Annotated in this window: 26 protein-coding genes; 14 read left to right on the top strand and 12 right to left on the bottom strand. The window is 39.9% G+C overall.

Annotated elements, in window-relative coordinates:
* Positions 1-41: 41 nt before the first annotated feature.
* Both LV92_RS05605 and LV92_RS05600 read right to left on the bottom strand, forming a co-directional pair.
* Positions 42-1,850: a hypothetical protein gene (locus LV92_RS05605; protein WP_111622666.1), complete on the bottom strand. Its 1,809-nt coding sequence runs from the start codon at positions 1,848-1,850 to the stop codon at positions 42-44.
* A 363-nt stretch (positions 1,851-2,213) separates the two neighbouring features.
* On the bottom strand, positions 2,214-2,969 hold the full coding sequence (locus LV92_RS05600; protein ID WP_111622665.1) for a sulfite exporter TauE/SafE family protein: 756 nt from the start codon (positions 2,967-2,969) through the stop codon (positions 2,214-2,216).
* Positions 2,970-3,051: 82 nt separating this feature from the next.
* On the opposite strand from LV92_RS05600, the gene LV92_RS05595 reads away from it, so the two are divergent.
* The gene (locus LV92_RS05595; RefSeq protein ID WP_111622664.1) at positions 3,052-4,863 is read left to right on the top strand and encodes a sodium:solute symporter family protein; all 1,812 of its coding nucleotides are present in this window, start codon (positions 3,052-3,054) and stop codon (positions 4,861-4,863) included.
* A gap of 40 nt (positions 4,864-4,903) precedes the next feature.
* A complete protein-coding gene (locus tag LV92_RS05590; protein WP_111622663.1) occupies positions 4,904-5,998 on the top strand; it encodes an acyltransferase family protein in 1,095 nt (364 codons plus the stop codon).
* Between the two features lie 207 nt (positions 5,999-6,205).
* On the opposite strand, the gene LV92_RS05585 is transcribed toward LV92_RS05590, so the two are convergent.
* From LV92_RS05585 to LV92_RS05575, 3 genes are all read right to left on the bottom strand, one after another.
* A complete protein-coding gene (locus LV92_RS05585) occupies positions 6,206-7,018 on the bottom strand; it encodes an alpha/beta hydrolase (RefSeq protein ID WP_111622662.1) in 813 nt (270 codons plus the stop codon).
* A gap of 112 nt (positions 7,019-7,130) precedes the next feature.
* On the bottom strand, positions 7,131-7,862 hold the full coding sequence (locus LV92_RS05580) for a DUF3784 domain-containing protein (RefSeq protein ID WP_111622661.1): 732 nt from the start codon (positions 7,860-7,862) through the stop codon (positions 7,131-7,133).
* A gap of 99 nt (positions 7,863-7,961) precedes the next feature.
* Entirely contained in the window at positions 7,962-8,552 is a 591-nt protein-coding gene (locus LV92_RS05575) for a riboflavin synthase (RefSeq protein WP_111622660.1), read from the bottom strand.
* A 70-nt stretch (positions 8,553-8,622) separates the two neighbouring features.
* On the opposite strand from LV92_RS05575, the gene pdxA reads away from it, so the two are divergent.
* From pdxA to LV92_RS05530, 9 genes are all read left to right on the top strand, one after another.
* Entirely contained in the window at positions 8,623-9,675 is a 1,053-nt protein-coding gene (gene pdxA, locus LV92_RS05570) for a 4-hydroxythreonine-4-phosphate dehydrogenase PdxA (RefSeq protein ID WP_111622659.1), read from the top strand.
* 160 nt (positions 9,676-9,835) lie between these two features.
* Positions 9,836-10,369, top strand: coding sequence for a YceD family protein (locus tag LV92_RS05565; protein ID WP_111622658.1), 534 nt, complete (start codon positions 9,836-9,838; stop codon positions 10,367-10,369).
* 8 nt (positions 10,370-10,377) lie between these two features.
* Positions 10,378-10,575: a 50S ribosomal protein L32 gene (gene rpmF / locus LV92_RS05560; RefSeq protein WP_031445940.1), complete on the top strand. Its 198-nt coding sequence runs from the start codon at positions 10,378-10,380 to the stop codon at positions 10,573-10,575.
* 174 nt (positions 10,576-10,749) lie between these two features.
* Positions 10,750-11,745, top strand: coding sequence for a beta-ketoacyl-ACP synthase III (locus tag LV92_RS05555; protein WP_111622657.1), 996 nt, complete (start codon positions 10,750-10,752; stop codon positions 11,743-11,745).
* A 33-nt stretch (positions 11,746-11,778) separates the two neighbouring features.
* Positions 11,779-12,264: an acetyl-CoA carboxylase biotin carboxyl carrier protein gene (accB, locus tag LV92_RS05550; protein ID WP_111622656.1), complete on the top strand. Its 486-nt coding sequence runs from the start codon at positions 11,779-11,781 to the stop codon at positions 12,262-12,264.
* 91 nt (positions 12,265-12,355) lie between these two features.
* Entirely contained in the window at positions 12,356-13,708 is a 1,353-nt protein-coding gene (gene accC, locus LV92_RS05545) for an acetyl-CoA carboxylase biotin carboxylase subunit (protein WP_111622655.1), read from the top strand.
* Positions 13,709-13,899: 191 nt separating this feature from the next.
* Positions 13,900-15,018: an NAD(P)/FAD-dependent oxidoreductase gene (locus tag LV92_RS05540; protein WP_111622654.1), complete on the top strand. Its 1,119-nt coding sequence runs from the start codon at positions 13,900-13,902 to the stop codon at positions 15,016-15,018.
* Between the two features lie 54 nt (positions 15,019-15,072).
* On the top strand, positions 15,073-15,528 hold the full coding sequence (locus tag LV92_RS05535) for a 3-oxoacyl-ACP synthase (protein WP_111622653.1): 456 nt from the start codon (positions 15,073-15,075) through the stop codon (positions 15,526-15,528).
* Between the two features lie 54 nt (positions 15,529-15,582).
* The gene (locus LV92_RS05530; protein WP_111622652.1) at positions 15,583-16,287 is read left to right on the top strand and encodes a cyclase family protein; all 705 of its coding nucleotides are present in this window, start codon (positions 15,583-15,585) and stop codon (positions 16,285-16,287) included.
* 15 nt (positions 16,288-16,302) lie between these two features.
* On the opposite strand, the gene arfB is transcribed toward LV92_RS05530, so the two are convergent.
* The 7 genes from arfB to LV92_RS05495 all read right to left on the bottom strand — a co-directional run bounded on the left by arfB (position 16,303) and on the right by LV92_RS05495 (position 23,591).
* Positions 16,303-16,707: an alternative ribosome rescue aminoacyl-tRNA hydrolase ArfB gene (gene arfB, locus LV92_RS05525; protein WP_111622651.1), complete on the bottom strand. Its 405-nt coding sequence runs from the start codon at positions 16,705-16,707 to the stop codon at positions 16,303-16,305.
* A gap of 7 nt (positions 16,708-16,714) precedes the next feature.
* A complete protein-coding gene (locus LV92_RS05520) occupies positions 16,715-17,689 on the bottom strand; it encodes an ABC transporter ATP-binding protein (RefSeq protein ID WP_111622650.1) in 975 nt (324 codons plus the stop codon).
* A 92-nt stretch (positions 17,690-17,781) separates the two neighbouring features.
* Complete coding sequence (locus LV92_RS05515; RefSeq protein ID WP_111622969.1) at positions 17,782-19,941, bottom strand: prolyl oligopeptidase family serine peptidase; 2,160 nt, start codon at positions 19,939-19,941, stop codon at positions 17,782-17,784.
* Between the two features lie 130 nt (positions 19,942-20,071).
* Positions 20,072-21,061: an aspartate-semialdehyde dehydrogenase gene (locus tag LV92_RS05510; RefSeq protein ID WP_111622649.1), complete on the bottom strand. Its 990-nt coding sequence runs from the start codon at positions 21,059-21,061 to the stop codon at positions 20,072-20,074.
* Between the two features lie 230 nt (positions 21,062-21,291).
* On the bottom strand, positions 21,292-21,702 hold the full coding sequence (gene mscL / locus LV92_RS05505; RefSeq protein ID WP_111622648.1) for a large conductance mechanosensitive channel protein MscL: 411 nt from the start codon (positions 21,700-21,702) through the stop codon (positions 21,292-21,294).
* 145 nt (positions 21,703-21,847) lie between these two features.
* Positions 21,848-22,954 (bottom strand): alanine racemase, encoded by a 1,107-nt coding sequence (gene alr, locus LV92_RS05500; RefSeq protein WP_111622647.1) that lies wholly within the window; start codon positions 22,952-22,954, stop codon positions 21,848-21,850.
* A complete protein-coding gene (locus tag LV92_RS05495; RefSeq protein WP_031445927.1) occupies positions 22,947-23,591 on the bottom strand; it encodes a thymidine kinase in 645 nt (214 codons plus the stop codon). The genes alr and LV92_RS05495 overlap by 8 nt, the downstream gene beginning before the upstream one ends.
* 204 nt (positions 23,592-23,795) lie before the next feature.
* On the opposite strand from LV92_RS05495, the gene LV92_RS05490 reads away from it, so the two are divergent.
* The 3 genes from LV92_RS05490 (at position 23,796) to LV92_RS05480 (ending at position 25,834) form a co-directional block, all read left to right on the top strand.
* A complete protein-coding gene (locus LV92_RS05490; RefSeq protein ID WP_111622646.1) occupies positions 23,796-24,482 on the top strand; it encodes a hypothetical protein in 687 nt (228 codons plus the stop codon).
* A 102-nt stretch (positions 24,483-24,584) separates the two neighbouring features.
* The gene (rsmI, locus tag LV92_RS05485; RefSeq protein ID WP_111622645.1) at positions 24,585-25,256 is read left to right on the top strand and encodes a 16S rRNA (cytidine(1402)-2'-O)-methyltransferase; all 672 of its coding nucleotides are present in this window, start codon (positions 24,585-24,587) and stop codon (positions 25,254-25,256) included.
* Complete coding sequence (locus tag LV92_RS05480; RefSeq protein ID WP_111622644.1) at positions 25,256-25,834, top strand: uracil-DNA glycosylase family protein; 579 nt, start codon at positions 25,256-25,258, stop codon at positions 25,832-25,834. The genes rsmI and LV92_RS05480 overlap by 1 nt, the downstream gene beginning before the upstream one ends.
* Positions 25,835-26,137 lie beyond the last annotated feature (303 nt).

The following is a 26,137-nucleotide window of genomic DNA, read 5'->3' as shown; positions in this document are numbered from 1 at the left end:
GCGCCAATTCCTTAATTGTTACTTTAATGATACTCTGTTTATTACACCTCCGATAAAGAAAGCGCTTCTATGTCCCGTTTAAAGCCTTCCAAGGTTTTTAATCCTTGGGTCAATTCTTCGAGAATAGAACCCTTTACATTTTCAAATTGTCCTTTAAGGTTCCCAAATAATTGTTGGTAATAGCCGATACCTTCATTTAAATTATGGGTAAAGGTCAACAGGTATTTTTCTTGTTTCTTATTCATGGATTCACTGGATTCCTCAATTCTATTTTTGAGATAATCCAAGTATATTCCAAGTTCCTTAATAAACATATGGGGCCTATCGGTTCTGGTAATTACATTGCCACGCCCGTAAATGTGGTCTACCATTTCCTTTAAGGTCATTATTTTGGAATAATAAGCCATATTGGGCCCTGGGCAGATGGAAACTCCAGTTCCTTCTGTTTTGGTATCCAGGCCATAGGCCAATAGGGCTGAGGTACCAAGACCTACACAGGTACATGATTTCTCTGTTATTTTATTGAATTTTCCGGTATATTCCTTTTCGGTTAAATCCAGTGCATCCAGTTCCTTAATTTTTAAATGTTGGTATTGCCGTGAGGCAGTACAAAGTCCTTTCTCAGAATAGTCCTTGTTCAAGGCCACAAATTTCTTTGGACAGGAACTTCCAGGACGATCCTTATCTATGTTTTTAAACTTTTCCAAATCCTTGGTGTTTCCACGGAGGTTATGGAAGGGTACTCCCAATGGGGAGATATCACTCAGGTACAAATCCTCTTCTTTGGCGGCAACCAATTTCTCCAAGGTAGCCTTGTCAACAGTGGTGGCTTCAGGAACCAGTAAAAATGGAGTTCCCCAACCTACAGAATCTACCTTGTAATGATCCAATAGAAATTGGTGTTCCTCTGCAGTACCAACACCTCCTTGGGCAGTTATTTTTAAGGATAGGTTTTGTTTGGGTACTTCACGGCCCTTGTTGGCAAGTGCCGGAATTAATATATCGTGGATTTCATTTATATAGGCTTGTTTGTTGTCCCTGAACTCGGCCATGATAGGACCCATTAAATAACCATCTGTAGCAAAAGCATGACCACCACAATTTAACCCGGATTCTATCCTATACTCCGATACCCAAATCCCTTTCTTAGCCAAAAATTTGCCTTGGATCAGTGCCGACCTATAATCGCTTACTTTTAGGACTATTTTCTTCTTAATGATCCCATCTTCATCTGGAAAAAAATCATCAAAATTTTCCATATAACTATAAAGTCGGGGGTTCATCCCGGCAGAAAGGATTACAGAGGAAATTAGTTCGCTATTGGCATATCCGCGCAAGGCTGCATGGGCATCATTAAATTCGGTGGGCAATTTGTCATTTTTTGTATAATTGTCCTTGTCCACCTTGGTCATAATATTGACATCGATGCTGCCCATGGACAAATTTTCCTTTAACCATTTTTTAATTTCCGCGACACTGTAATCACCGGAAGTCAGTTTTTCAAATTCTTCCTTTAAATGGGAAGCATTAGGCAGGAGACTTAAATATTCCTTTATTTCTTTACCTGTTTCATGGGCAGAATTAATTAGGTCCGCAAATTTATTGTGAGCCACATCATTGATCAAGTTGAGATAACTGGTAATTCTTTTGGCCCTAAAATCTTCGAATTTATCTGAAATTTCTTGGTAGGGAAGTTCAAATTTTTCACAGTACATTTTCCTTAATTTTTCAATCAGGATGTCATCGACCAAAGAAATGACCGAATCTATACCAAGGTGGGAAACTTTTAGTGGTGAATCTATGGTAAACCCAATTCCCATAACCGGAATATGAAAGTTATGTTTATTCATTTTATCATTTTTTGTTGTACCGTTCCTATGTCAACATTAAAATCGCAACAGAGGTTTCCAATAATTGGGTGCCTTCTGTTTGTAGGACAGTTCAAATATGAATCGACAAATTTTAGAAGAAATGGGTTCTTAGAATATGATAATTATCAGGAAATTGATAAAATATATGCCTGGTGTTCAGGGGGTTGGGAGATAAGGCTTTTCTAAGGAGACCGAAGCTTTTATTTTTGGTAATGTTAGCTTGAAGTTTAGTTAACTTCTGGTCGGTTTATTAATACGATTTTTGTCTCGAAAAGTTTGAGTTAGTATTAGTTTGAGTTAGTCTAGTTGAAGAGCTGGTGCATTGCACCAGCTTTTTTTTATTTACCTAAAAAGGATGAGAAACGCCCCTACTGCGGTAAGGACCAAAATCATTTTGCGATAGAATTGTTCCTTTATGATTTTCACCAAACGTACCCCTACTATAATTCCGAGAACAATTCCAGGAACCAATTTTAAATTTATGAGCAAGGTCTCCGGAGTAATAGTCTTCCAAATGAAAATATGGAAGGGCAATTTAAAGATATTTACTATAAAAAACAGCCAGGCTGCAGTTCCAATAAATTCGTTCTTTGGCAGCCTCATGGCCAAAAAATAAATATTGGAAAAGGCTCCGGCCAAATTGCCAATCATGGTAGTTATGCCTGCCATGGTGCCAATAAAACCAGCAAATGCCCAATGCGTAGGAACATTTTTCGATTTTTTTCTGTCCCACCAATACATCATTATAACCGTTCCTAATATAATAACTGACATGCTGATCTTAAAAGTGGTTTCCGGTAAATCTTTTCCTATTGCAGTGCCAATAAGTATACCCACGATCATCCAGGGTAAAAAGGCAGCTATATACTTCCACTGTGCATGTCTATTGTAATATATTACAGCAAAGGCATCCCCCACAACTAGTAAGGGTACAATCAATCCCGTGGATTCCTTAGCCCCGAAGGCCAAGGCCATTAGGGTAACATTAATGATTGCGATACCCTTGATCCCAGCTTTGGAAATTCCTATAACAAATGCCGCAGTTAAGGCAAGTGTCCAAGCCGTTATGGTGATATCTGGTGTTGTTGAGAGAATCATATGTGACATTTAGCGAACAAAGGGCAAAAGTATCCCAAAAAAATTTATCTTTAGTTCTTATTCTCAAACCAAAACCAAACTGATGGAATTAAGTACTCTCGATTACAGTTTTATTGTCGTCTTTTTCTCAATCGTTTTATTTATAGGAGTATATGTCTCCAAGAAATCAGGGGCCAGTTCTTCGGAATATTTTCTTTCCGGCAGAACAATGCCGTGGTGGTTGTTGGGACTGTCTATGGTGGCAACCACCTTTTCTACCGATACACCCAATTTGGTGACCGATATTGTTCGTACCAATGGGGTCTCAGGAAATTGGGTATGGTGGGCTTTTTTATTGACCGGCTTATTAACTGTTTTTGTTTATGCTAAACTCTGGAGGAAGTCCAACGTAAGTACGGATTTGGAATTTTATGAGATGCGTTACGGCGGTAAACCGGCAAGCTTTTTAAGAAAATTCAGGGCTGTTTATTTAGGCGTAATATTTAATGTGATTACCATGTCGGCCGTTACTTTGGCAGCTATAAAAATAGGAGGTATTATGTTGGGCTTGGAACCATGGGTAACCGTAGTGAGCGCAGGATTAATTACAGTTACTTTTAGTGCCTTGGGTGGATTTAAAGGGGTAGTATATACCGATTTCTTACTGTTTTTTGTAGCCATGGGCGGAGCCATTGGCGCAGCTTACTATTTGGTGAATATTCCAGAAGTTGGAGGTATAACGGCACTGATGGCCAATGAAAATGTAGCCGATAAACTTGCTATTGTGCCCGACTTTAGTAATACAAAAGCGCTAATTACCTTATTTATAATTCCGCTGGCGGTACAGTGGTGGAGCTCTTGGTACCCAGGTGCGGAACCAGGTGGTGGAGGCTACATTGCACAACGTATGTTGGCGGCCAAAAACGAAAATCATGCCATTGGAGCCACTTTCTTCTTCAATATTATGCACTATGCCTTACGCCCATGGCCATGGATTTTAGTAGCCTTGGCATCATTGGTTGTCTACCCGGACATTGCCAGTATTCATGAGGCCTTCCCTAATGTTGCCGTAGATAAACTTGGTCATGATTTGGCTTATTCTGCTATGTTGACCAAATTGCCCAGTGGATTATTGGGATTGGTTTTGGCCTCGCTGATCGCGGCTTATATGAGTACCATTTCTACCCAATTAAATTGGGGGTCGTCCTATATCGTTTATGACTTTTACAAACAACAGATAAACCCCAATGCCTCTGAGAAAAGATTGGTTGCTGTTGGTAGAATATCCACAGTTATATTAATGGTCTTTAGTGCAGCATTGGCCTTGCTTTTGCAGAATGCCTTGCAGTTGTTCGAAGTACTTTTGGTATTTGGTGCCGGTACCGGACTTATCTTTATTTTGAGATGGTTCTGGTGGAGAATCAACGCCTGGAGTGAGATTACTGCCATGTTTGCTTCGGGAATCATCTCCATAATATTAAAGCTAACGGCTGTGGGCCCCTTCTTATTTGCTGCTGAAACAGGTGTTTTCCCAGATTGGGCGGAATATCCTTTTGTGGTTTTGGTTACCACTGTTATTTGGTTGGCAGCGACGTTCATGACCCAACCGGAGTCCAAGGAAGTCCTACAGGATTTTTATAAAAAAATTCAACCTGGAGGGCCAGGTTGGTCCAAAGTGATCAAGGAAGCGAAAGATGAAAATGTAGAGATTGTGAATACCAAGGAAAAATGGAGTGTGCCTGCTGGTATCACCGCCATGTTACTGGGTTGTGTATTAATCTATTCCTGTATGTTCGCTACGGGGTATTGGATATATGGAAAAACTACCAATGCCCTTATATTGACTGCAGTGGCCATAGTATCAGGATTTTTGCTGGCACGGGCTTGGAATAAAATGAAGGATCATATTCTGTAGGTAAAGGCATAATAAATAGAAAGCAGGAACAAAACTGGGAATGAATATACAGAATAGAATAGATTCCGTGGATATCTTTAGGGGACTTACCATTGTCCTAATGATATTGGTAAATAATCCAGGTACTTGGTCCCATGTGTACGCCCCTTTCTTGCATGCCACTTGGCACGGATATACGCCTACGGATCTGGTTTTTCCTTTCTTTTTGTTCATCGTTGGCTGTTCCATTGTATTTGCCTATCAGAACAAGCCTGCAGATTCAAGTACCTATAAAAAAATTACTATTAGGGCCCTGAAGTTAATAGGGTTGGGCCTATTCTTGGGAGCGTTTACCATTCAATCCCCATTCTTTAAGGATTTTGAAAACATACGTTTTCCCGGGGTTTTACAACGTATTGGGGTTGTATTCTTTTTTGCTTCAATTTTGTTCCTCAAATTTAATTGGAAAACCTTGATTGGTATTTGCGCTTTTCTATTGATAGTATATTGGTTGCTGATGGGCTATGTGCCGGTCAACGGAATGGCACCTACCTTTGAACGTGCGCCCAACAATTTGGCCAATTATTTGGACGTAGTTGTTTTTGGCTCACATAGCTATAAGGCAGATTATGATCCTGAAGGCTTTTTAAGTACCTTGCCTTCAATTGCTACCGCATTAATGGGCATTTTTACTGGACTTGTTCTACGTTCCAAAAGAGTAAAAAAGGAATTGCTCCTTTGTGGAATGGGAATTTTAATGTTGGTCGTAGGCTATGTTTGGGATATATTTTTCCCGATTAACAAGGCTCTATGGAGCAGTAGTTTTGTAATGGTAACTGCTGGTTGGGCCAATATCATTTTAGCCATAATATATTACGTATCTGATGTGAAGGGGATAAAGTTTGGGAGCATATTTAAATATGCCGGGGCAAATGCCATTGTCCTGTATTTTCTTTCCAGTTTCATAGGCAAAATTATGGGTTTGGTAAAGGTAGACGGGGACACCTCCCTAAAAGGCTGGCTTTTTAATACCATTTATGTTCAGGATTTTCTGGCAATGAAAACCTCTTCATTATTATATGCTCTCTCCCTTGTCTCCTTTTATGTTTTATTGGGATATATTCTATACAGAAAAAAAATATTCATAAAGGTATAGGCTAATCAATAATTTTAAGAGGTCATTGTCTCTGGCCTTTTTGCACTGGATCGGGTTTCCAACTACTTCTCCACGGGAGAGCCCACCTGCGGCAGGCAGGGTCGGAACTGTCTATTTAGCAGTTCCAGGTGAGGAAAAAAATGGCAAAGATGCACCACACTATGTTAAGGTACAGTTATTGGATCGCTTGACAAGGCTAGAAATTTTTCAGTCCTTTTGGAAGGCCCATTTTATAAATTGGGGCATTGCCGAGCCCCAAGTGGATAAATCGTGTTTTCCTCCTTCAATTTCTTTATAGCAAATGTCCCCGGGATAGGAATACCCCTTTGACTGCAATTCGTTTATAACGTCCAAGGTGTCGTCTATGACATCTATTACACCATTTTTGTTGCGGTCATCTGTTTCTTCCTCGGTACCGCATTGAAAAAAGTATTGCAGAGGTGCCCGATGCTTTGAGTTCTTGATCATGTCCAAAGTAATCCTGCTTCTATCCTCCATATCATGTTTTTGGTATGCTTTCTTTCGCCACCAAAAGGAACCGCTAAAAACCCCGACTTTACCAAAAAACTGGGAGTTGTTGAATACAATATCAAAGGCGGAAAGACCTCCTAAGGAAAAGCCACAATAGACCCAGTTTTGTACAGGAGGGGAAACTTTAAATTCTTGGCCTAGGAAGGGAATCAATTCTTCTATGATAAATTTGGAGTATTGAATGGCCTTGTTGCCCCTACCTTTAAAGTCTGCCGAAATAGAAGTGCCATACTCATAAAGTCTATTTTGATCGGCTTCTATACCCACAAAAATAAACGGAATAGTTTTTTTGTCCTTATACGCATCGGACAGTGTTTTTTCTAAATTCAATCCCACATAATCCTGGCCATCATTCATTAACAGCACAGAAAATAGAGTCTGTGATTCCCTGTAGTTTGGAGGGGCAACCAATCTAAAGGCCACGCTTCTATCTAAATTGAAAGAAAAAACACTTCCTTTTAAACTAATATAATCGCTCGTAAACTGCATAAAAAAGCTTCAAATCTTGCAAGTATAACGATTCTTGAAAATAATATTGTACAGAAATCGGGTATTTAATCATTCTGACCATGTTTATAACTTTACACTGGATAATAAACTTCTACTTTTCAATTTCCTTCGGAAGGATATTTCTTATCTCATTAAAGATTTCAACACTAGGTTTTTCCTTTGGCGAGAAGTAAATTTTATCTCCATTTTTTTTTGTAAAAAGTAGGTAAGCTTTACTTTCCGAGTTCACTATCAATTTTACTTTCTCTCCTTCCTTGGTCTTAAAATAACCCTTCCTGATACTTCCAAGGGCAAATCCGTTGGTTTTTGATGTAATTAAAGGTAAATGGTCCACAAGGGTTACGGATGCTATATCCGACGCACTTAGAGTTTCCCCATAACTGCCCTTAAATTGGATATTATTTGCGGATATGATTACAGGGCTTTCCTTAAAACCCAGAGCTAGAAGTCCCATCATAAGGATTAAGGTCGCTGCTAGAACATAAAGTCCAATTTTATTCCATTTGTTGCTGGATCCTTTCCAGTATTTATTGCTTTCCCTTATGAAATAGATGTAGGTCAGAATAGGGTAAACGCCTATAAATATTCCGCTTGCGCTTTCACCAATGGCATAGTGCAATAAAAGGCCAATAGCAATAAAGCTAACTCCCAAAAACAGGTGGAACTTTTTGAAATAAGGGAGGTATGATTTTATATCCACCATTTTTCTTTCTGCCTCACTCATGGCGTTGTAGCCAGAAAGAAGATATTTCGAATTGTTTTCCGTCACAAGAAACGCCATGGTTATAAATAGAAGGCCAATTCCAATTATTATATAAAGCATATGTATTAAACCTTATAGGGTTGCAGGTGATTAAATTAGCACAATTTTAATAATAATCCGCCTTGGTAAACTGGAAATTTTATAAATGTCTGCTACAAATTATCCTCTGATTTCCAACAACCTGGAAACGTACTTGCCTATTACATCAAACTCCAGGTTAACCCTTGTCCCAATCTTATAACTCCCAAATCGGGTATGCTCATAAGTATAGGGGATTATGGCCACGCTAAAGCTGCTTTTTTGGGAATCCACTACTGTTAAACTGGTTCCGTCTATGGTTATAGATCCTTTCTCTATAGTAACGTTATTTTGTTTTGGATCATAACTGAATGTAAAAAACCAGCTACCATCCTTTTCTTCTATATTGATACACTCTCCTGTTTGGTCCACATGGCCCTGTACAATATGTCCGTCCAGTCTCGATCCTAGGACCATGGCACGTTCCAAGTTTACAAGATTTCCTTCAAGAAGATCGATCAAATTGGTTTTTTCCAAGGTTTCCTCAATGGCGGTTACGGTATACTGATCAGCAGCAATTTTTACGACTGTAAGACATACTCCATTATGCGCAACACTTTGGTCTATTTTTAGTTCTTGGGTAATATTAGAGCTTAAGGTAATATGAAGATTGCCACCCTCTTTTTCCAATTTTTTTACTTCTCCCAAAGTTTCAATAATCCCAGTAAACATGTGTCGTTTTTATTAAGTAGTTTTGTGTTGTAAATTTAGGAGTTTATTTCATATTAAACGAAAAGACAAAATGCAGGAAACTGGAAATATAAAATTGGGGATATCCATTGGGGATTTAAATGGGATTGGGTGCGAAGTGGTGCTTAAGACTTTTGAAGATTCCAGGATGTTGGATTTCTGCACACCGGTTATTTTTGCATCCAATAAAACTATCTCCCACCAAAAATCGGAGTTGGGATTGGAAATAAATTATAATGGCATTAATGAGGCCTCGAAAGCTATTGATGGAAAGATAAATGTGGTGAACGTTTGGAAGGAAACCCCTGTTATTAATTTTGGGGAACCAACACCAGAGAGCGGAAAATACGCCATACAGTCTCTTAAGGCGGCGGTAGCGGCCCTCAAGAATAACGAGATAGACGTTTTGGTAACGGCACCGATCAATAAGAACAATATACAGGCAGAGGATTTTAAATTTCCTGGGCATACAGATTATTTGGCCCAAGAATTGGAAGGGGAAAGCTTAATGTTTATGGTGACAGATGGGCTAAGGATTGGGTTGCTTACCGATCATGTAGCGGTAAAGGATGTTGCATCTAATATAACACCTCAATTGATACGCTCTAAAATTACCACTATTTCCAACTCCTTAAAGATGGATTTTGGAATTAGGAAACCGAAAATCGCGCTTTTGGGAATTAATCCGCACAGTGGGGATAATGGTGTAATTGGAAAAGAAGATGACGAGGTGTTAAAGCCAGTTATCAAGGAAATGTCGGAAAAAGGGCATTTTGTATTTGGGCCTTATTCTGCGGATAGCTTTTTTGGGTCTGACAATTACAAGAATTTCGATGCTATTTTGGCGGCCTATCATGACCAGGGACTAATACCGTTTAAAACGTTATCCTTTGGTAAAGGGGTAAATTTTACCGCAGGTCTTAATAAAGTGCGCACTTCCCCGGACCATGGAACGGCCTATGAAATTGCAGGGAAAGGGGTTGCGGACAATAGCTCCTTTAAGGAGGCCGTATTTATGGCCCTCCATATATTTAAAAATAGACAGGAATATAAGGAGTTGACAGGGAATCCTTTAAAAAAGCATAAGCTAAAAAGGCAGGCATAGTCTTTCCGAAATATTAGGAGGCTACTTGACATTGGGTCATTGAATTAAGTAAATTTAATCGGAATATATTTATTTCGTTCTATTTGTTGGCTTTTTACAAAATAATAGTATCTTTGCACCCGCCTTTATTGCGGCGGGTACGTTAAAACCAGTGTGGATCATGATGCAGCATAAGGAGTTTATTATTCCTTTTTCGGGACTGAAACAGGGAAAACACGAGTTTGAGTTTACAATTGAGAATACGTTCTTTGAGTCTTTTGAGTATGATGAGTTCAACGGTGCTGATATTAAATTAGACGTTACCTTGAATAAAATGAGTACCATGATGGAGTTGGAAATGAAGGCACGGGGAACAGTAAATGTTAATTGTGACCTCACCAGCGAACCTTATGATCAAAAAATCAAGGCCGATTTGGAATTGGTTGTTAAGTTTGGTGATGAGTACAACAACGACAATGATGAAATATTGATTATTCCGCACAGTGAATACCAAATCAATATTGCGCAATATGTTTATGAAATGTTGGTATTGTCGGTACCTCTTAAAAAGGTTCACCCTGGGGTGTTGGACGGCACTTTACAATCAGAGGTGTTGGACAAGCTGGAAGAACTCCAACCAAAAGATACAAAGGAAAACAAAGAAGATATTGATCCCCGGTGGGACGCTTTAAAAAAATTATTAACGGATAAATAAGTTTCATAATGGCACATCCTAAAAGAAAAATTTCCAAAACCAGAAGAGACAAGAGAAGAACGCATTATAAGGCGGTAGCTCCTACTGTAGCACAAGATCCAACTACTGGAGAAATGCATTTGTTTCACAGAGCTCATTGGCATGAAGGTAAATTGTACTACCGCGGAGAAGTTTTGATAGACAAAACTGAAGAAGCAGTAGCATAAATTACGCTAGAACAATATAATTTGGACTCCCACTTCTTAAGAGTGGGAGTTTTTTTATGAAGGAGATGTAAAATTCAAAAACAAGGCATTTTTGAACTTAAAGTCATAGAAAATCACTAATTTTCACAAATTTTCAATTGATTTTGAAGATTTATTGATAAAAATCAAATTTAGATGAGCAAAACAACAGCTGCAATTACCGCTGTAGGGTCTTATGTACCAGACTTTGTAATGACAAATAAGATTTTGGAGACTTTGGTAGATACCAATGACGAGTGGATTACGACCAGGACGGGTATCAAGGAAAGGAGAATCTTAAAGGGGGAGGGTCTAGGAACATCTTATCTTGCCATAAAAGCTGCGGAGCAACTTCTGGAAAAAAGAAAATTGGATCCCAAGGAGATCGAATTGATTATTGTTGCAACCGCAACTCCGGATATGATGGTTGCTGCAACTGCCGCCTATGTAGCTTCGGAAATTGGAGCGACCAACGCCTTCGCCTATGATTTGCAAGCTGCATGTTCCAGTTTTTTATATGGTATGTCCACTGCGGCCAGTTATATAGAATCCGGACGATATAAAAAAGTATTGCTTATCGGGGCAGATAAAATGTCCTCTATTATAGACTATACCGATAGAACTACCTGTATTATTTTTGGGGATGGTGCCGGTGCGGCGCTTTTTGAGCCAAATAACGAAGGTCTAGGTCTTCAGGACGAATATTTAAGATCTGATGGAGTAGGAAGAAATTTCCTTAAAATGGATGCCGGTGGCTCTTTGCTTCCAGCTTCTGAGGAAACCGTTAAGAATAGACAACATTTCATTTATCAGGATGGTAAGTCGGTCTTTAAATTTGCGGTTACGAATATGGCCGATTCTGCCGCCAAGATAATGGAGAGAAATAATTTATCTCACGAGGATGTTGATTGGTTAATACCCCATCAGGCCAACAAAAGAATTATAGACGCCACTTCCAATAGAATGGGATTGGACGATTCCAAGGTAATGATGAATATACAGCGGTACGGAAATACCACTTCCGCAACACTGCCACTTTTATTGAGCGACTATGAAAGCCAGCTTAAAAAAGGTGATAATTTGGTTTTTGCAGCCTTTGGTGGTGGTTTCACCTGGGGTTCCATATATTTAAAATGGGCATATAATTCATAAATCTGACGCAACCTATAAACTAATACGAACTCTATGGATATTAAAGAAATTCAAAGCTTAATCAAATTTGTGGCCAAATCTGGGGCTAGTGAAGTAAAATTGGAGATGGAAGATATAAAGATCACCATCCGAACCGGTGCAGCTGGTCATACGGTAGAACCAACTTATGTACAGCAAATTCCTATGGGAGGCCATATGCCACAACAGATGGCTGCAGCTCCTGCAGGCTCTCCTTCTGTTGATGTAGAGGTGAAAAAGGAAGCTGATGAAAATTCAAAATATATTACCATAAAATCACCTATCATTGGAACTTTTTATAGAAAGCCCTCTCCAGATAAACCAACTTTTGTTGAGGTAGGGGATACGATAGGGAAAGGTGATGTGCTATGTGTCATAGAAGCAATGAAATTATTTAACGATATTGAGTCGGAAGTTTCCGGTACAATTGTGAAAGTTCTTGTAGATGATAGTTCACCTGTAGAATTTGATCAACCTTTATTTTTGGTAGATCCATCATAAGAAGTTTTAAATGCTAAATGTCGGATGACGATTTTTTATGGTCACTCCGAATCATTTAAAATTTAGAATACAAAATTTAAAATTTCAAAAGATGTTTAAGAAAATACTTATTGCAAATAGGGGAGAAATAGCGCTACGTATTATTAGGACCTGTAAAGAAATGGGTATAAAAACGGTAGCGGTATATTCCAAAGCGGATGAGGAAAGCCTACACGTTCGCTTTGCGGACGAAGCTGTTTGTATAGGTCCTCCTCCAAGTAGTGAATCCTATCTAAAAATACCAAATATCATTGCAGCGGCAGAAATTACCAATGCAGATGCCATACACCCAGGATATGGTTTTCTTTCCGAAAACTCCAAATTTTCCAGAATTTGCGCTGAACACGATATAAAATTTATTGGAGCCACTGGAGAACAAATCGATAGGATGGGAGATAAGGCCACGGCTAAAGAGACAATGAAGAAGGCGGGGGTACCCTGTGTACCAGGTTCTGAAGGTTTGCTTAAAGATGTAGAAGATGCCAAAAAAGTGGCCAAAAAGATGGGTTATCCCGTTATGATTAAAGCTACCGCAGGTGGTGGTGGCAAGGGAATGCGTGCCGTAATGTCCGAGGACAAGATGGAGGATCTTTTTGACAGTGCGGTGAAAGAGGCCACGGCAGCTTTTGGCAATGGCGGTATGTACATGGAAAAGTTGATAGAAGAACCACGCCATATAGAAATCCAGATCGTAGGGGACCAGTATGGAAAGGCATGTCACCTTTCGGAAAGGGACTGCTCTATTCAGCGTCGTCACCAAAAATTAACGGAAGAGACGCCTTCACCATTCATGACCGATAAGTTGAGGGACGATATGGGGAAAGCAGCTGTAAAAGCAGCAGAATATATTAAATATGAAGGAGCTGGTACAATAGAATTCTTAGTGGACAAACACAGGAATTTCTATTTTATGGAAATGAATACCAGGATCCAAGTAGAACATCCCATAACTGAGCAAGTAATAGATTATGACCTTATTAGGGAGCAAATTTTGGTTGCCGGAGGGGTACCCATTTCAGGGAAAAATTATTTGCCAAAGCTGCATTCTATTGAATGCAGAATAAATGCCGAGGATCCTTATAACGGATTTAGGCCTTCCCCGGGAAAGATTACCACTTTGCATACCCCAGGGGGACATGGAATTAGATTGGACACCCATGTTTATAGTGGCTATACCATTCCTCCCAATTATGATTCCATGATTGCCAAGCTTATTACAACGGCCCAAACAAGGGAAGAGGCCATCAATAAAATGAAACGTGCACTGGATGAATTTGTTATTGAGGGTATCAAGACAACCATTCCCTTTCATAGACAGCTTATGGATCATCCAGATTACTTGGCCGGGAATTATACCACAAAATTTATGGAAGACTTTGTAATGGCACCACAACCAGCGGAATAATCAGATTTTAATAATATATTTATTTCTTGGAAGAGGCGGATTAAACGGTTGGTCAACAATCGCTTAATCCGCTTTTTTGGTTTAAAGTATTATTGAAGGAACCCTTGATCCTTGATTATTCATATCCAAATTAATAATAACTTTATTCCAGAATTCATATTTTAAAACAATTCATAACACATAGGACCTCTATGAACCTAAGTTATTGGGAATATAAAAGCTGGTTGTCCAACATCGAATACACCATTGTAGGCAGTGGAATAGTTGGGTTAAATTGTGCCTTACATTTAAAGAAACAATATCCCAAAGCAAAGATATTGGTCCTGGAAAGAGGCGTGCTGCCACAAGGAGCCAGTACAAAAAATGCTGGATTCGCATGTTTTGGAAGTATTTCAGAGGTTTTGTCCGACTTAAAAAGGCATTCCGAGGAGGAAGTCCTACAATTGGTTCTAAAGCGGTGGGAGGGGATACAATTGCTAAGGGAGACTCTTGGTGATAAACAAATGGATTATCAAAATTACGGTGGGGGACATGAGGTTTTTTTAAAGGAGCAGATACATTTATATGAAGATTGTCTGGAGAATTTGCATAGGGTAAATACTTTATTGAAACCAGTATTTGGCAAAGACGCTTTTGTAGAGCATCCCAATAGCTTTAATTTTAAAGGGGTTTGGAAAAATTATATTACAAATCCCTTCGAAGGCCAGATCAATACCGGAAAAATGATGAAAACCTTAGTAGCCAAGGTTCAGAACAGTGGGGTAATAACCCTTAATGCCATTGGCGTGGATAGTTACCAAGAAAATGAGGATCATGTTATTGTTAAAACCGATCAATTCGAATTTAAGACCAACAAACTGTTCATTGCAACCAATGGTTTTGCCTCCCAATTAATTGTGGAAACGGTGAAACCTGCCCGAGCTCAGGTGTTGATTACCAAGCCAATCGAAAATCTTTCCATAAAAGGTACTTTTCATTTGGATGAGGGCTACTATTATTTTAGGAACATAGATAACCGAATTCTGTTGGGAGGTGGGAGAAATCTCGATTTTAAAGGAGAGGAAACCAGCTCGTTTGGAGAGACCGCTTTGATCCAGAACAGGCTGGAGGAGATACTGCACAGCATTATCTTGCCCAATACCCCAATTGAGATAGACTTGCGATGGAGCGGAATTATGGGGATGGGAAATCAGAAAAAACCTATTGTAAAGCAACTTGCCAATAATGTGTATTGCGGGGTACGAATGGGAGGTATGGGAATAGCCATTGGTAGTTTGGTAGGAAAGGAATTGGCTAATTTGGTGAAGTAGATATTAAGTATCAATAGGCTCAAAGCGGAATGATTTAAAAACAATAAATTCTGAATGGACGCATCGGTGAAACAACAACTATATGGGTTTTGTAAATCATTTATAGAGAATAGGCTAATGCGCATCAATAGCAATATCGATTCCCTGCAAGAAGCTTTGACCTCCGAGACCAAAAGTAGTGCTGGCGACAAGCATGAAACTGGGAGGGCCATGATTCAATTGGAGCGCGAAAAATTGGGCAATCAGCTTGCTGAAGCCCAATTGTTACATGAGTTGTTTAAAAAGATACCGCTACAAACTAGTTTTTCAAAAGTGGGCTTGGGTAGCGTGGTGCTAACCGACCAACAAAATTATTATATGGGGATCAGCGCAGGGGAATTGAAGTGGGATGGTGTATCATATTTTGCAATTGCTCCCAATACCCCCATGGGGAAATTGCTCTTGGGGAAAGTAGTAGGTGATATGGTTGTTTTTAATTCTAGGAAAATTGTAATAAAGCAAATAGGGTAGCTTTTAAAGCTGCTGAGGGTAGTATATAGTTTTAAAAGTATAATCTTTCTTATTATGGTCGAAATTATTGATCTAAGCCAAGAAATATTTTCTGGGATGCCGGTATATAACAGCCTTCCTGAGGTAAGGATGGAGATGTATGCCTCCCATGAAGAATGGGACGGAATTACCGATAGCAATACGGTATCGCCAAGTGTCTACAAATTGGATATGAGCGAACATACCGGAACCCACGTGGATTCCCTAAGCCATATGGCACGTGAATTTAGAGGGCAGTCCATAGACACCATGCCACTCTCTATGTTCTATACAGAGGGAGTTTGTTTGGACTTGTCCCACAAGGGCTTAATGGAATTAATAGAAACGGCAGATTTGGTATCGGCCTGTTCCAAAGGCAATTTATCCATTAAAAAAGGAGATACGGTCTTGATCTACACCGATCACTATAGAAGGACATACGGTAGCGCGGATTGGGGCCGTGGGCCAGGACTTAGTGCCTCTGCGGCACGTTGGTTGGGGTTGCAGGGTATTTCCGCCTTTGGGGTAGAGATGATGTCGCCAGGAATTCCTGGGGTATCCAATAAGGAGGTACATCGTATTTGTGGGGTGATGGGCTTTACCCATTATGAAAATATGATCAATTTACAGCTCTTACTTGGTCGTGGACGTTTTAGATTTATTGGATTGCCTTTGAAAATCAGGGGAGGTACCGGATCTCCGGTCCGTGCCGTTGCCATTTTTGGGGAAGGGAAGTTTTAGGTAATTGCCGGATTATTAATCTAATTTGGGCTTACTTCGGTTTACTTTTTTGAGTGCTGCCTTTTTTTTGCCCTTCAATCGCTTTTCAATAGCCGATCTGCTGGGTTTGGTCTTTCTTCTTCTTTTTGGGACCACCAAATTGGCTTCGAGGGTTTCAAGGAATTTCTTAATGACCAGTTCCTTGTTTTTGTGCTGACTCCGGGTTTCCTCACATTGCATTAAAAGAATGTTTTCTTTGCTTAGCTTGGACGACAGTTTTTTAAGAAGTCGGTTTTTTTCATGTTCCGTTAGGGCCATGGAGTTTTCCAGATCAAATGTCAATTCAACTTTGGAGGATACCTTGTTTACATGTTGACCTCCGGCACCACTGCTCCGCACTGCTTTAAATTTTAGCTCCTGTATGATGCCTTCCCTATTCAATAGTTTATTATGGTTTAAGACGTTGACTTATGGTTTCCAGGGCAATATTTAGAAATACCTTTTTGCCAGGGGTTAGGGCTTCCTCGGAATTAAAGCGTATTATTTGCTCCTCAGACATGGCTTCAATCAAAAAATGACTGCCCATAAAATAACATTTTTCTACCGTTACCGGGATTCCTTTTTTAGGCGACACCCTAAATTCATGGGCATAAACAATAATTTTCCGTTCCAGATCGCCATAAGATTTTATTATATTTATGGGGATTAGGTTGGCCTCCCCGAACAAGGTGGCGGTATAGATATTTTTCGGGTTGTTGTACAGATCTCTGGTATTGGCGTTGGCCATTATTACCTGATCCTTAATAACAATGATCCTATTGGCATAGGGCAAAATATCTTGGTGGTCATGGGTAGCGGTGATACAGCTAATCCCCTCTTTCTTTAAGTATTCAAAGAGATTTCTTCTCAATTGATTCTTTCTAAAATTGTCTATATGTCCAAAGGGCTCATCCAACAAAAGCAATTCTGGTTTTTGTGCCAGAACCCTGGCCAAGGCCACCCTCTGCTGTTGCCCCCCACTCAGATTTTTAACCTTTACCTTGGCGAAAGACAGCATATCTATCATTTCCAACAATTCCGTGGTTCTAGCCTTTAATTCCTCTGGATAAAAAACAGATAAAAACTGACTTACGTTTTCGGCCACAGTGGTGAAGGGCATTAAATCAAAATCTTGGGAAAGGTATTTCATGTACGACTCCCCGGGTACCAGATTAAAATCAGGACCCATCACCTGTTTTTCTCCCCAAAATATTTCGCCTTGCTGGGGCTGTAAAAGGCCGTATATAATTTTGAGCAGGGTGCTTTTGCCACAACCGCTTTCTCCTACAATAGAAATATGTTCTCCCTGGTCTACCTTAAAGTTGATATTGGTAAGTACCGGTTTTTTATCATAAGCGAACGAAAGAGAATTGACTTGTAACATGGGCTAAAACTATATATGTACCTAGAAGGGATAAAAAAAGTCCATTTCTAAAAGAAACGGACTCTAAAACAAAATTATCGATTTTTTTTAAACTAATCCTTAAAATCTTTTAAAACTCCCTTGTTGGGGAGTTCCTTAAAGCCCATATTGAACAAGGTAAATCCGAAAATATCCACATTTTGCTCAATGGTCTTGCTTACAGGAGTTCCTGCACCATGGCCGGCATTCACTTCTATTCGTATTAAGGTGGGGTTTTCACCGGTCTGCTTATCCTGCAATTCCGCGGCGAACTTAAAGCTATGCGCCGGTACCACCCTGTCGTCATGATCGCCTGTTGTAATCATGGTGGCTGGATATTCTATGCCTTTCCTAACATTGTGTATAGGGGAATAGCCTTTGAGATAATTGAACATTTCCAAGTTGTCTTCGGAGGTTCCGTAGTCATAGGCCCAACCAGCACCGGCGGTAAATGTATGATACCGTAACATATCCAGAACACCCACGGCAGGCAGGGCTACCTTCATTAAATCTGGTCTTTGGGTCATGGTAGCGCCCACCAGGAGTCCGCCATTGGAACCTCCTTTAATGGCCAAATAGTCCGACGAGGTATATTTTTCAGCTATAAGGTATTCGGCGGCTGCGATAAAATCGTCAAAGACGTTTTGCTTTTTGGTTTTAATACCGGCATCATGCCATTGTTTACCATATTCGCCTCCTCCTCTAAGGTTCGGTACGGCATAGATGCCACCTTGTTCCATCCATACGGCATTTATAACACTAAAAGTGGGGGTAAGGCTTATGTTAAAGCCCCCATAGCCATATAAAATGGTCGGATTTTGGCGATTTAAAAGCAATCCCTTTTTATGGGTAATCATCATTGGTATTTTAGTACCGTCCTTGGAAGGGTAAAAGACTTGGGTGGACACGTAATCCTTTGGGTTGAAATCTATTTCCGGTTTCCAATACAGGGTATAATCTCCTGCATTTATATCCAATTTATAAATAGATTCCGGGTTATTGTAATTGGTAAAAGTGAAATAAAGTTCGGTTTCCTTCTTTTTTCCTCCGAAACCACCGGCACTTCCAAGCCCAGGAAGTAATATTTCGCGTAACATTTTACCTTGGTTATCATATTGGTACACTTTGGAAATAGCGTCTACCATATACTCCGCAAAGAAGTAACCTCCGCCCGTACCCACAGATAATACATTTTGCGTTTCTGGAATTAGATCCGTCCAATGTTCCGGAGTGGGATTTTCGGCTTCCACGGTAACTACTTTTTTATTGGGCGCATCTCTATTGGTCAATATAAAGAGTTTGGACCCTACATTGTCTATGATTTGGCTATCGCTGTCCGTAGTATCCAATATGGTCATAAGTTGGCTTTCCGGATGGGTCAAATCCTTTATGAATAATTTGTTCCCAGAGGTGGAAACAGCGGCCGAAATAATAAGATACCTATCATCTTCGGTTACATAGCCCCCAACATACCTATGTTTTTGGGCTAGAATACCGCCAAAGACCACCTCATCGCTCTTTTGGGGAGTTCCTAGTTTGTGATAATAAAGTTTATGCTGGTCGGTTTTGGCAGATAGTTCACTTCCTTCAGGTTTGTCATAACTGGAGTAAAAGAAGCCTTCGTTTCCTTTCCAGGAAACTCCACTAAATTTAATGTCTACCAGAGTATCTTCAACAATTGACTTATTTTCGGCATTGATTACGATTACTTTTCGCCAATCGCTTCCACCTTCAGATATGGAATAGGCAGCTATGGAACCATCCTTGGAAAAATTTATTCCAGCCAAGGAAGTGGTGGCATCCTCGGAAAAGGAATTGGGATCCAGAAACACCTCTGCTTCGGCTTCCTCTGCCTTTTTACGATACAATACATTTTGATTTTGTAAACCATCGTTCTTAAAAAAATAGATGTAATCGCCTTCTTTGAACGGAGATCCCAACTTTTTAAAATTCCATAATTGTTCCAAACGTTTTTTCAGCTCTTTTCTGAATGGAATTTTGTCCAAATAATTAAATGTGGTCTCATTTTGTTCCTTTACCCAATTCTCGGTTTCGGGGCTTCGGTCATCTTCCAACCAGCGGAAGGGATCTTGTATTTTTATTCCGAAATAGGTGTCAACGGAATCAATTTTTTTTGTGTTTGGATAATTCAAAATGATAGTATCTTTTTTTTGGGTGTTCATAGAGGCTAACATCAGTATTCCAACAAGTGGGATTAATATTAGTGTTTTCATTTGTTGATGTTGATAAACCAAAAATAGCATAAAAAAAACCTTTGTAAATGGTGCTTACAAAGGTTTTAACATCTTGCCCTCTTCTCTTTATTCCCGTTTGGGATTGAAGGGTTTCGTCACAAAAATTCTATTATACTAGTTGGTTTTGAACCAAATATTCTGCAATTTGTACTGCATTGGTGGCCGCTCCCTTTCTTAAGTTGTCCGCAACGATCCACATGTTCAAGGTATTGGCTTGTGTTTCGTCCCTTCTAATACGACCTACAAATACATCATCCTTACCATGTGCATAAATGGGCATTGGGTAGGTATTGGTGTCGGTATTGTCCTGAACAACGATTCCCGGAGTTTCACTCAACAATCTTCTAACTTCCGAAATTTCAAAATCATTTTCAAACTCCACGTTAACAGACTCCGAATGCCCACCTGCGGTTGGGATACGAACGGCTGTAGCAGTCACGGAGAATGAATTGTCGTTGAATATTTTTTGAGGCTCTTTGGCCAACTTCATTTCTTCTTTGGTATATCCATTATCCAGGAATACATCGCAATGGGGCAATGCATTTTTCCCAATAGGATAAGGGTATGCCATTTCTCCTTTGATTCCTGCAATTTCGTTTTCCAATTGCTGAACAGCTTTTACCCCTGTTCCGGAAACCGACTGGTAGGTAGAAACAACTACCCTTTTCATTTTGTATTTTTTGTGCAGGGAAGAAAGTGCCAATACCATCTGTATTGTGGAACAGTTTGGGTTGGCTATAATTTTATCCTCTTTGGTCAACTCTGAGGCGTTTATTTCGGGAACCACCAATTTTTTGGTAGGATCCATACGCCAAGCGGAAGAATTGTCTATTACCGTGGTACCAACAGCGGCAAATTTGGGTGCCCATTCCATGGAAGTATCTCCCCCGGCTGAAAAAATGGCAATGTCCGGTTTGGCGGCAACCGCAGTTTCCAACCCAATAAGGGTGTACTCCTTGCCTTGGAAGCTCAACTTTTTGCCTACAGATCTTTCCGAGGCCACTACCAATAATTCCGTTACAGGAAAGTTACGTTCTGCCAATACTTTTAGCATTACCTCCCCTACCATTCCTGTTGCACCAACTACAGCTACTTTCATTACGATGAATTTAAAATTTCAGTTGGCAAATGTACTGATTATAGGGTATTAAACAATACATAAAATAGAATATATTAAAAATATAACAAATTGTTACAAAAATAACAGTATCGCAAAAAAGAACCGTCAACTTGGATAGCGAATCCTAGCTGACGGTTTTTGTTGGTTAGTTGGTAGTGTAGCGGCTGTACTTTGATCTTAAGCCAAAGCACATAATTTTTTATAAAAAATTATTTTTTTAGTAAATCCCTGATCTGGGTCAAAAGCTCCTCTTGACTTGGGCCTTTTGGTGCCTCCGGGGCCGGTGGAGCCGGTGGGGTTTTGGTTTTGTTGTAGGCTTTTACAATCATGAACAAAACAAATCCAACAATAATTAAGTTAATGATAGAATTTACCCATGCCCCGTAACGGATAGCACTGGCAGGTTTTTCAACTGTTCCGTCTGCGGCCACAATTGCCTCTGAAAGTACAATTTGCATATCGGAGAAATCTACTCCTCCTGTAAAGTATCCCACGATCGGCATCATGATATCGTTGACAAATCCACTGACAACCAAGCCTGCAGCTCCTGCCAAGAGTACAGCAACCGCCAAATCAATGACATTGCCGGTCATAATAAAATCCTTAAATTCTTTTAACATAATTAGTGTTTTATTTGATTAATACTAACTGCAATTTAACTTAAATAGACGTCTTAACAAAATGTTAAAATAAAAATGTTTGGGATAGTAAAAATATCTTTTAAATTGGGGTTTTAACCACCTGGGATAAAATAATTTTTAAGTCCTAATCGATATAAACGCGTTTCACTCGCTGCGAAATTCCGGTGAGAAGCTCATAGGTTATAGTTTTGGCGGAGGACGCCAAATCTTGTGCACTTTGTTCCTGGCCAAAAACAATGACCTCGTCGCCTTCCTTACAGTCAATTCCCGTAATATCTACCATAATCATATCCATACAAACATTGCCGATAATTGGAGCCAATTTGCCGTGTACGCATACCTGACCTATACGGTTTCCATATTGTCTGCCAATTCCGTCTGCATGGCCTAAGGGTAGAGTTGCCGTTACCTTGGAAGTATTGGAAACAAACGCTCTATTATAACCTACACTTTCATTAGGCTCTATCCTATGGATTTGTGATATTATTGTTTTAAGGGTGGCGACAGGTATTAACTTTTCGTCCTCGGCGGCTTCGTTTCCATAACCATAAAGACCAATACCGCTTCTTACCATATCGTACTGTGCCTCCGGGTAATTGATGATGCCAGAGGTATTCAACATGTGCCTTTTGGGTCTGTACTTTAATTTAGAGAGTACTGCCGAACTTATTTTTTCGAATTGCTCAATCTGAGAAATAGTAAAATTCCTTTCATTCAAATCCTCGGAAGCGGCCAGATGGGAAAAGAGGGAGCTTATTTTTATTTGATCCACTCCTTCCAAGGACGCTAAAATAAAATCTATATCCTTTTCCCCAAGCCCCAATCTGTTAAGACCGGTGTTGAATTTTAGATGTACAGGGTAATCCCTTTGGCCTAGGTCTTTGGCCATTTTTAAAAAGGAGGAGAAAATTGCACGGGAATATAGACTGGGCTCAAGACAATTTTCTATCATCGTGGCAAAACTTACCTCTTGGGCATGCAGTACCAGGATGGGCAATTTAATTCCGGCATTCCTTAAGGCTACGCCTTCCGAGGTGTAAGCTACGGCCAAATACTCTGCTCCAAGGGATTCCAATTTTTTGGCAATGGCAATGGAATCGCTTCCATAGGCGAACGCTTTCACCACTCCAAGAAATTTAGTTTCCGGATTTATCTTGGATCTTAAATAATGGTAATTGTGTTCCAAGGCCCTAAGGTCTATTTCCAGAACGGTTTCTCCGACCTTAGTCATTCGATTTTTTTTGAGGGGGTAATACTTCCTCGGATGTAACTTCTATGGCACTCACCTTTTCTTTTAACATGGCTTTGTAGTACGCGGCCCTACTAAGGGGTTCATATTCTTCAGTTTCTCCCAGAAAAACCAATTTGTTGTTGTTTGCCTTTCTAAAACTATAGTTGGCCAAGTTGCCTGTTCTGGTACAAACGGCATGAACTTTTGTGACGTATTCGGCTGTGGCCATCAACGCGGGCATGGGTCCGAACGGATTGCCTTTGAAATCCATGTCCAATCCTGCCACTACCACTCGGATACCCTTGTTGGCCAGATCATTGCATACGGTAACAATTTCGTCATCGAAGAATTGGGCCTCATCAATCCCCACCACATCACAGTCATCTGCCAAAAGTCGAATATTGGCAGCGGCCGGAACCGGGGTAGATCTAATTTCATTGGCATCGTGGGAGACTACCATTTCCTCGTGGTATCTTTTATCTACCATAGGCTTGAAAATTTCTACTTTTTGCTTGGCAAATTTGGCTCTTTTTAACCTTCGGATAAGTTCCTCGGTCTTGCCAGAGAACATGGAACCGCAGATTACTTCGATCCAACCGAATTGTTCTTTAGGGTTAACAGTATTTTCGAGAAACATTTTGTAATTTTAGACGAAAGTAATTTGTTTTCCGTTTTTATATTAGGAGGCATAAAATTATTAAAAAAATAATCCTTCTGGTATTAATGTTGGTAAAAGTTGGTAATCTTGATTACTTGTTTTTTAACCACCCATTTATTACCTGAAAGGAATTGCTATATTGGTGCTCCAATTGGGCTCCTACTAATTTTAAAATACATTCAGATGAAAAAGAGACTAAAAGAGGAATTGAGAAAATTATCAACTGAAATAATAACCTCGAGAAATTTAAACGATTACTCGGCCTTATATGAAACTGCTAGGCAATTATATGAAAAGTTGGCAGTTCTTAAATATATTGAGGAAAAATTGAATGAGGTGGAGATAGATGTTTCCAAGAATGCCATTGCGGCAAAATTTGAAACCATGGCCAACTCCGTGTTAAGTGCCAATTCTTCGGTACCGGAAAGTAACCCGCACGAAGAGGATATAATTATTCCTGGTATCGATACTATAAAGGATATGGTATCGGAGATGCCGGGAGCCACTACCATCGACGAGGTTTTATCCCAGTTTACCAACAAGCCGGATCTGATCAAAAACGATAAAGATCTATTTATGCCCAAGGAGGTTAAAACAGTGAAAACGGTGGGTACTACCCAATCTGTGGAACATAGTCCTAAAAAAGCACTTAAAGTGGATTTGAACGATCGTCTGGCATTTGTAAAGCATCTCTTCAACAATAATATGGAAGATTACAACAGGGTGTTATCTCAATTGAGTACGATAGACAGTGAAGAACGATCTATTTCATTTATTGCAAACATGGTAAAACCGGATTATAATAATTGGGAGGGAAAAGAAGATTACGAACAAAGATTTATGAACGTAATTGCGCGCAAATTTGCTTAAGGACTTTTAAGTTACAATAATGGAAATCATTCTTCTTGATTTTTATTAATTTTGCCACTATCCACCTGCCTTAGTACCAAAGGCTGGTGTTTAATAGAATTAATGGGGAAATTATATATAGTACCTACACCTATAGGTAACTTAGAGGATATTACATTGCGCGCTATTAGGGTGCTAAAGGAAGTGGACCTAATTTTGGCGGAAGATACCCGTACCAGTGGAAAATTATTGCACCATTACAGTATAGCTACTCCCATGCAAAGTCACCATATGCACAATGAGCATAAAACGGTGGAAGGGGTTGTAAGGCGCTTGCAGTCTGGGGAGAATGTGGCATTGATATCGGATGCGGGGACCCCTGCCATTTCGGATCCTGGTTTTTTGCTTACCCGTGCCTGTGTAGAAAATAAGATAGAAGTAGACTGTCTACCCGGGGCTACCGCCTTTGTACCTGCCTTGGTAAATAGCGGTTTGCCAAATGATAAATTTGTTTTTGAGGGCTTCTTGCCCGTGAAAAAGGGGAGACAGACCAGATTGACCTTATTGGCAGAAGAGCCTAGAACAATTATTTTTTACGAATCGCCCCATAAATTGGTCAAGACCTTATCGCATTTTGAAGCCTATTTTGGTTCGGACAGATTGGTTTCCGTTTCGCGGGAGTTGTCGAAAATGTATGAGGAGACGATCAGGGGCACGGTAAAAGAGGTTTTGCAACATTATACAGACAATCCACCCAAAGGAGAGATCGTTATTGTGGTGGCAGGTAAAAAATAATGGAACGATTATTATCGGAAATAAGAAGTTGCCAAGTATGTAAATCCCATTTACCCTTGGGCCTGAGACCTGTGGTTACAGCACATCCCAATGCCAGAATTGTTATTGTTGGTCAAGCTCCGGGCACTAAGGTTCACGAAACGGGAATTCCCTGGAACGATCCCAGTGGCAAGCAGTTGAGAAAATGGCTCAATATTTCAGATTCCGTTTTTTATGATGACAGCAAAATAGCACTGATGCCTATGGGCTTTTGCTATCCCGGCAGAGGTAAAGGTGGGGACTTGCCTCCTAGACCTGAATGTGCCCCCTTATGGCACAATGCCTTACTGAAAAGTATGCCGAGCCTAGAACTTATTATTCTCATTGGCACCTATTCCCAACAATATTACCTTGGAAAGACCGCTAAAGCTACCTTGACAGAAACTGTAAAAAGCTTTAACGATTTTTTACCGAAATACTTTCCTTTGCCACATCCTTCTCCTAGGAACAGATTTTGGCAATCTAAAAATCCTTGGTTCGAGCAGGAAGTAGTACCTGTATTACAGGAAAGGGTTGCCCGTATTCTTCATCTTGGCTGATCATCTTCAAGTGTATATTTTATTTATCCAAGAACTTTCTCTCCAGAATACTTTCCCAAAAGTATTTTGACCTATAATTGGGGTGTTTATCTAAAACCTTTTTTACGCCACTGCTTTTGATTTACTTTTGGAGGACCATAGCATAAGTAGGTTAAGTTCATGGTAAGATTTGGGGAAAAAAGGCGGAGCTTAGCTTCGCCTTTTTTATTGCTGAGAATCAGTATTTTAACCAATTTTTAGTCACTTTTAACGATAATTGTTGAACATCATCGAAAAAAATTATGGATAAAAGGTCATAATTAT

It is taken from the genome of Arenibacter echinorum, from assembly GCF_003259375.1.
In the GTDB taxonomy this organism is placed as follows: Bacteria; Bacteroidota; Bacteroidia; order Flavobacteriales; family Flavobacteriaceae; genus Arenibacter; species Arenibacter echinorum.
This window is presented reverse-complemented; position numbering and strand designations above follow the sequence as displayed.

Bases quoted from the DNA above. Each gene is read 5' to 3' on its own strand.
- LV92_RS05490 (WP_111622646.1), top strand. From the start codon at position 23,796: ATGAAAAAGAGACTAAAAGAGGAATTGAGAAAATTATCAACTGAAATA.
- LV92_RS05480 (WP_111622644.1), top strand. From the start codon at position 25,256: ATGGAACGATTATTATCGGAAATAAGAAGTTGCCAAGTATGTAAATCC.
- LV92_RS05590 (WP_111622663.1), top strand. From the start codon at position 4,904: ATGAATATACAGAATAGAATAGATTCCGTGGATATCTTTAGGGGACTT.
- LV92_RS05575 (WP_111622660.1), bottom strand. From the start codon at position 8,552: ATGTTTACTGGGATTATTGAAACTTTGGGAGAAGTAAAAAAATTGGAA.
- LV92_RS05595 (WP_111622664.1), top strand. From the start codon at position 3,052: ATGGAATTAAGTACTCTCGATTACAGTTTTATTGTCGTCTTTTTCTCA.
- rpmF (WP_031445940.1), top strand. From the start codon at position 10,378: ATGGCACATCCTAAAAGAAAAATTTCCAAAACCAGAAGAGACAAGAGA.
- LV92_RS05515 (WP_111622969.1), bottom strand. From the start codon at position 19,941: ATGAAAACACTAATATTAATCCCACTTGTTGGAATACTGATGTTAGCC.
- accC (WP_111622655.1), top strand. From the start codon at position 12,356: ATGTTTAAGAAAATACTTATTGCAAATAGGGGAGAAATAGCGCTACGT.
- LV92_RS05520 (WP_111622650.1), bottom strand. From the start codon at position 17,689: ATGTTACAAGTCAATTCTCTTTCGTTCGCTTATGATAAAAAACCGGTA.
- alr (WP_111622647.1), bottom strand. From the start codon at position 22,954: ATGACTAAGGTCGGAGAAACCGTTCTGGAAATAGACCTTAGGGCCTTG.
- LV92_RS05535 (WP_111622653.1), top strand. From the start codon at position 15,073: ATGGACGCATCGGTGAAACAACAACTATATGGGTTTTGTAAATCATTT.
- pdxA (WP_111622659.1), top strand. From the start codon at position 8,623: ATGCAGGAAACTGGAAATATAAAATTGGGGATATCCATTGGGGATTTA.
- LV92_RS05580 (WP_111622661.1), bottom strand. From the start codon at position 7,862: ATGCTTTATATAATAATTGGAATTGGCCTTCTATTTATAACCATGGCG.
- mscL (WP_111622648.1), bottom strand. From the start codon at position 21,702: ATGTTAAAAGAATTTAAGGATTTTATTATGACCGGCAATGTCATTGAT.
- LV92_RS05585 (WP_111622662.1), bottom strand. From the start codon at position 7,018: ATGCAGTTTACGAGCGATTATATTAGTTTAAAAGGAAGTGTTTTTTCT.
- accB (WP_111622656.1), top strand. From the start codon at position 11,779: ATGGATATTAAAGAAATTCAAAGCTTAATCAAATTTGTGGCCAAATCT.
- rsmI (WP_111622645.1), top strand. From the start codon at position 24,585: ATGGGGAAATTATATATAGTACCTACACCTATAGGTAACTTAGAGGAT.
- LV92_RS05605 (WP_111622666.1), bottom strand. From the start codon at position 1,850: ATGAATAAACATAACTTTCATATTCCGGTTATGGGAATTGGGTTTACC.
- LV92_RS05540 (WP_111622654.1), top strand. From the start codon at position 13,900: ATGAACCTAAGTTATTGGGAATATAAAAGCTGGTTGTCCAACATCGAA.
- LV92_RS05510 (WP_111622649.1), bottom strand. From the start codon at position 21,061: ATGAAAGTAGCTGTAGTTGGTGCAACAGGAATGGTAGGGGAGGTAATG.
- LV92_RS05495 (WP_031445927.1), bottom strand. From the start codon at position 23,591: ATGTTTCTCGAAAATACTGTTAACCCTAAAGAACAATTCGGTTGGATC.
- LV92_RS05600 (WP_111622665.1), bottom strand. From the start codon at position 2,969: ATGATTCTCTCAACAACACCAGATATCACCATAACGGCTTGGACACTT.
- LV92_RS05555 (WP_111622657.1), top strand. From the start codon at position 10,750: ATGAGCAAAACAACAGCTGCAATTACCGCTGTAGGGTCTTATGTACCA.
- LV92_RS05565 (WP_111622658.1), top strand. From the start codon at position 9,836: ATGATGCAGCATAAGGAGTTTATTATTCCTTTTTCGGGACTGAAACAG.
- LV92_RS05530 (WP_111622652.1), top strand. From the start codon at position 15,583: ATGGTCGAAATTATTGATCTAAGCCAAGAAATATTTTCTGGGATGCCG.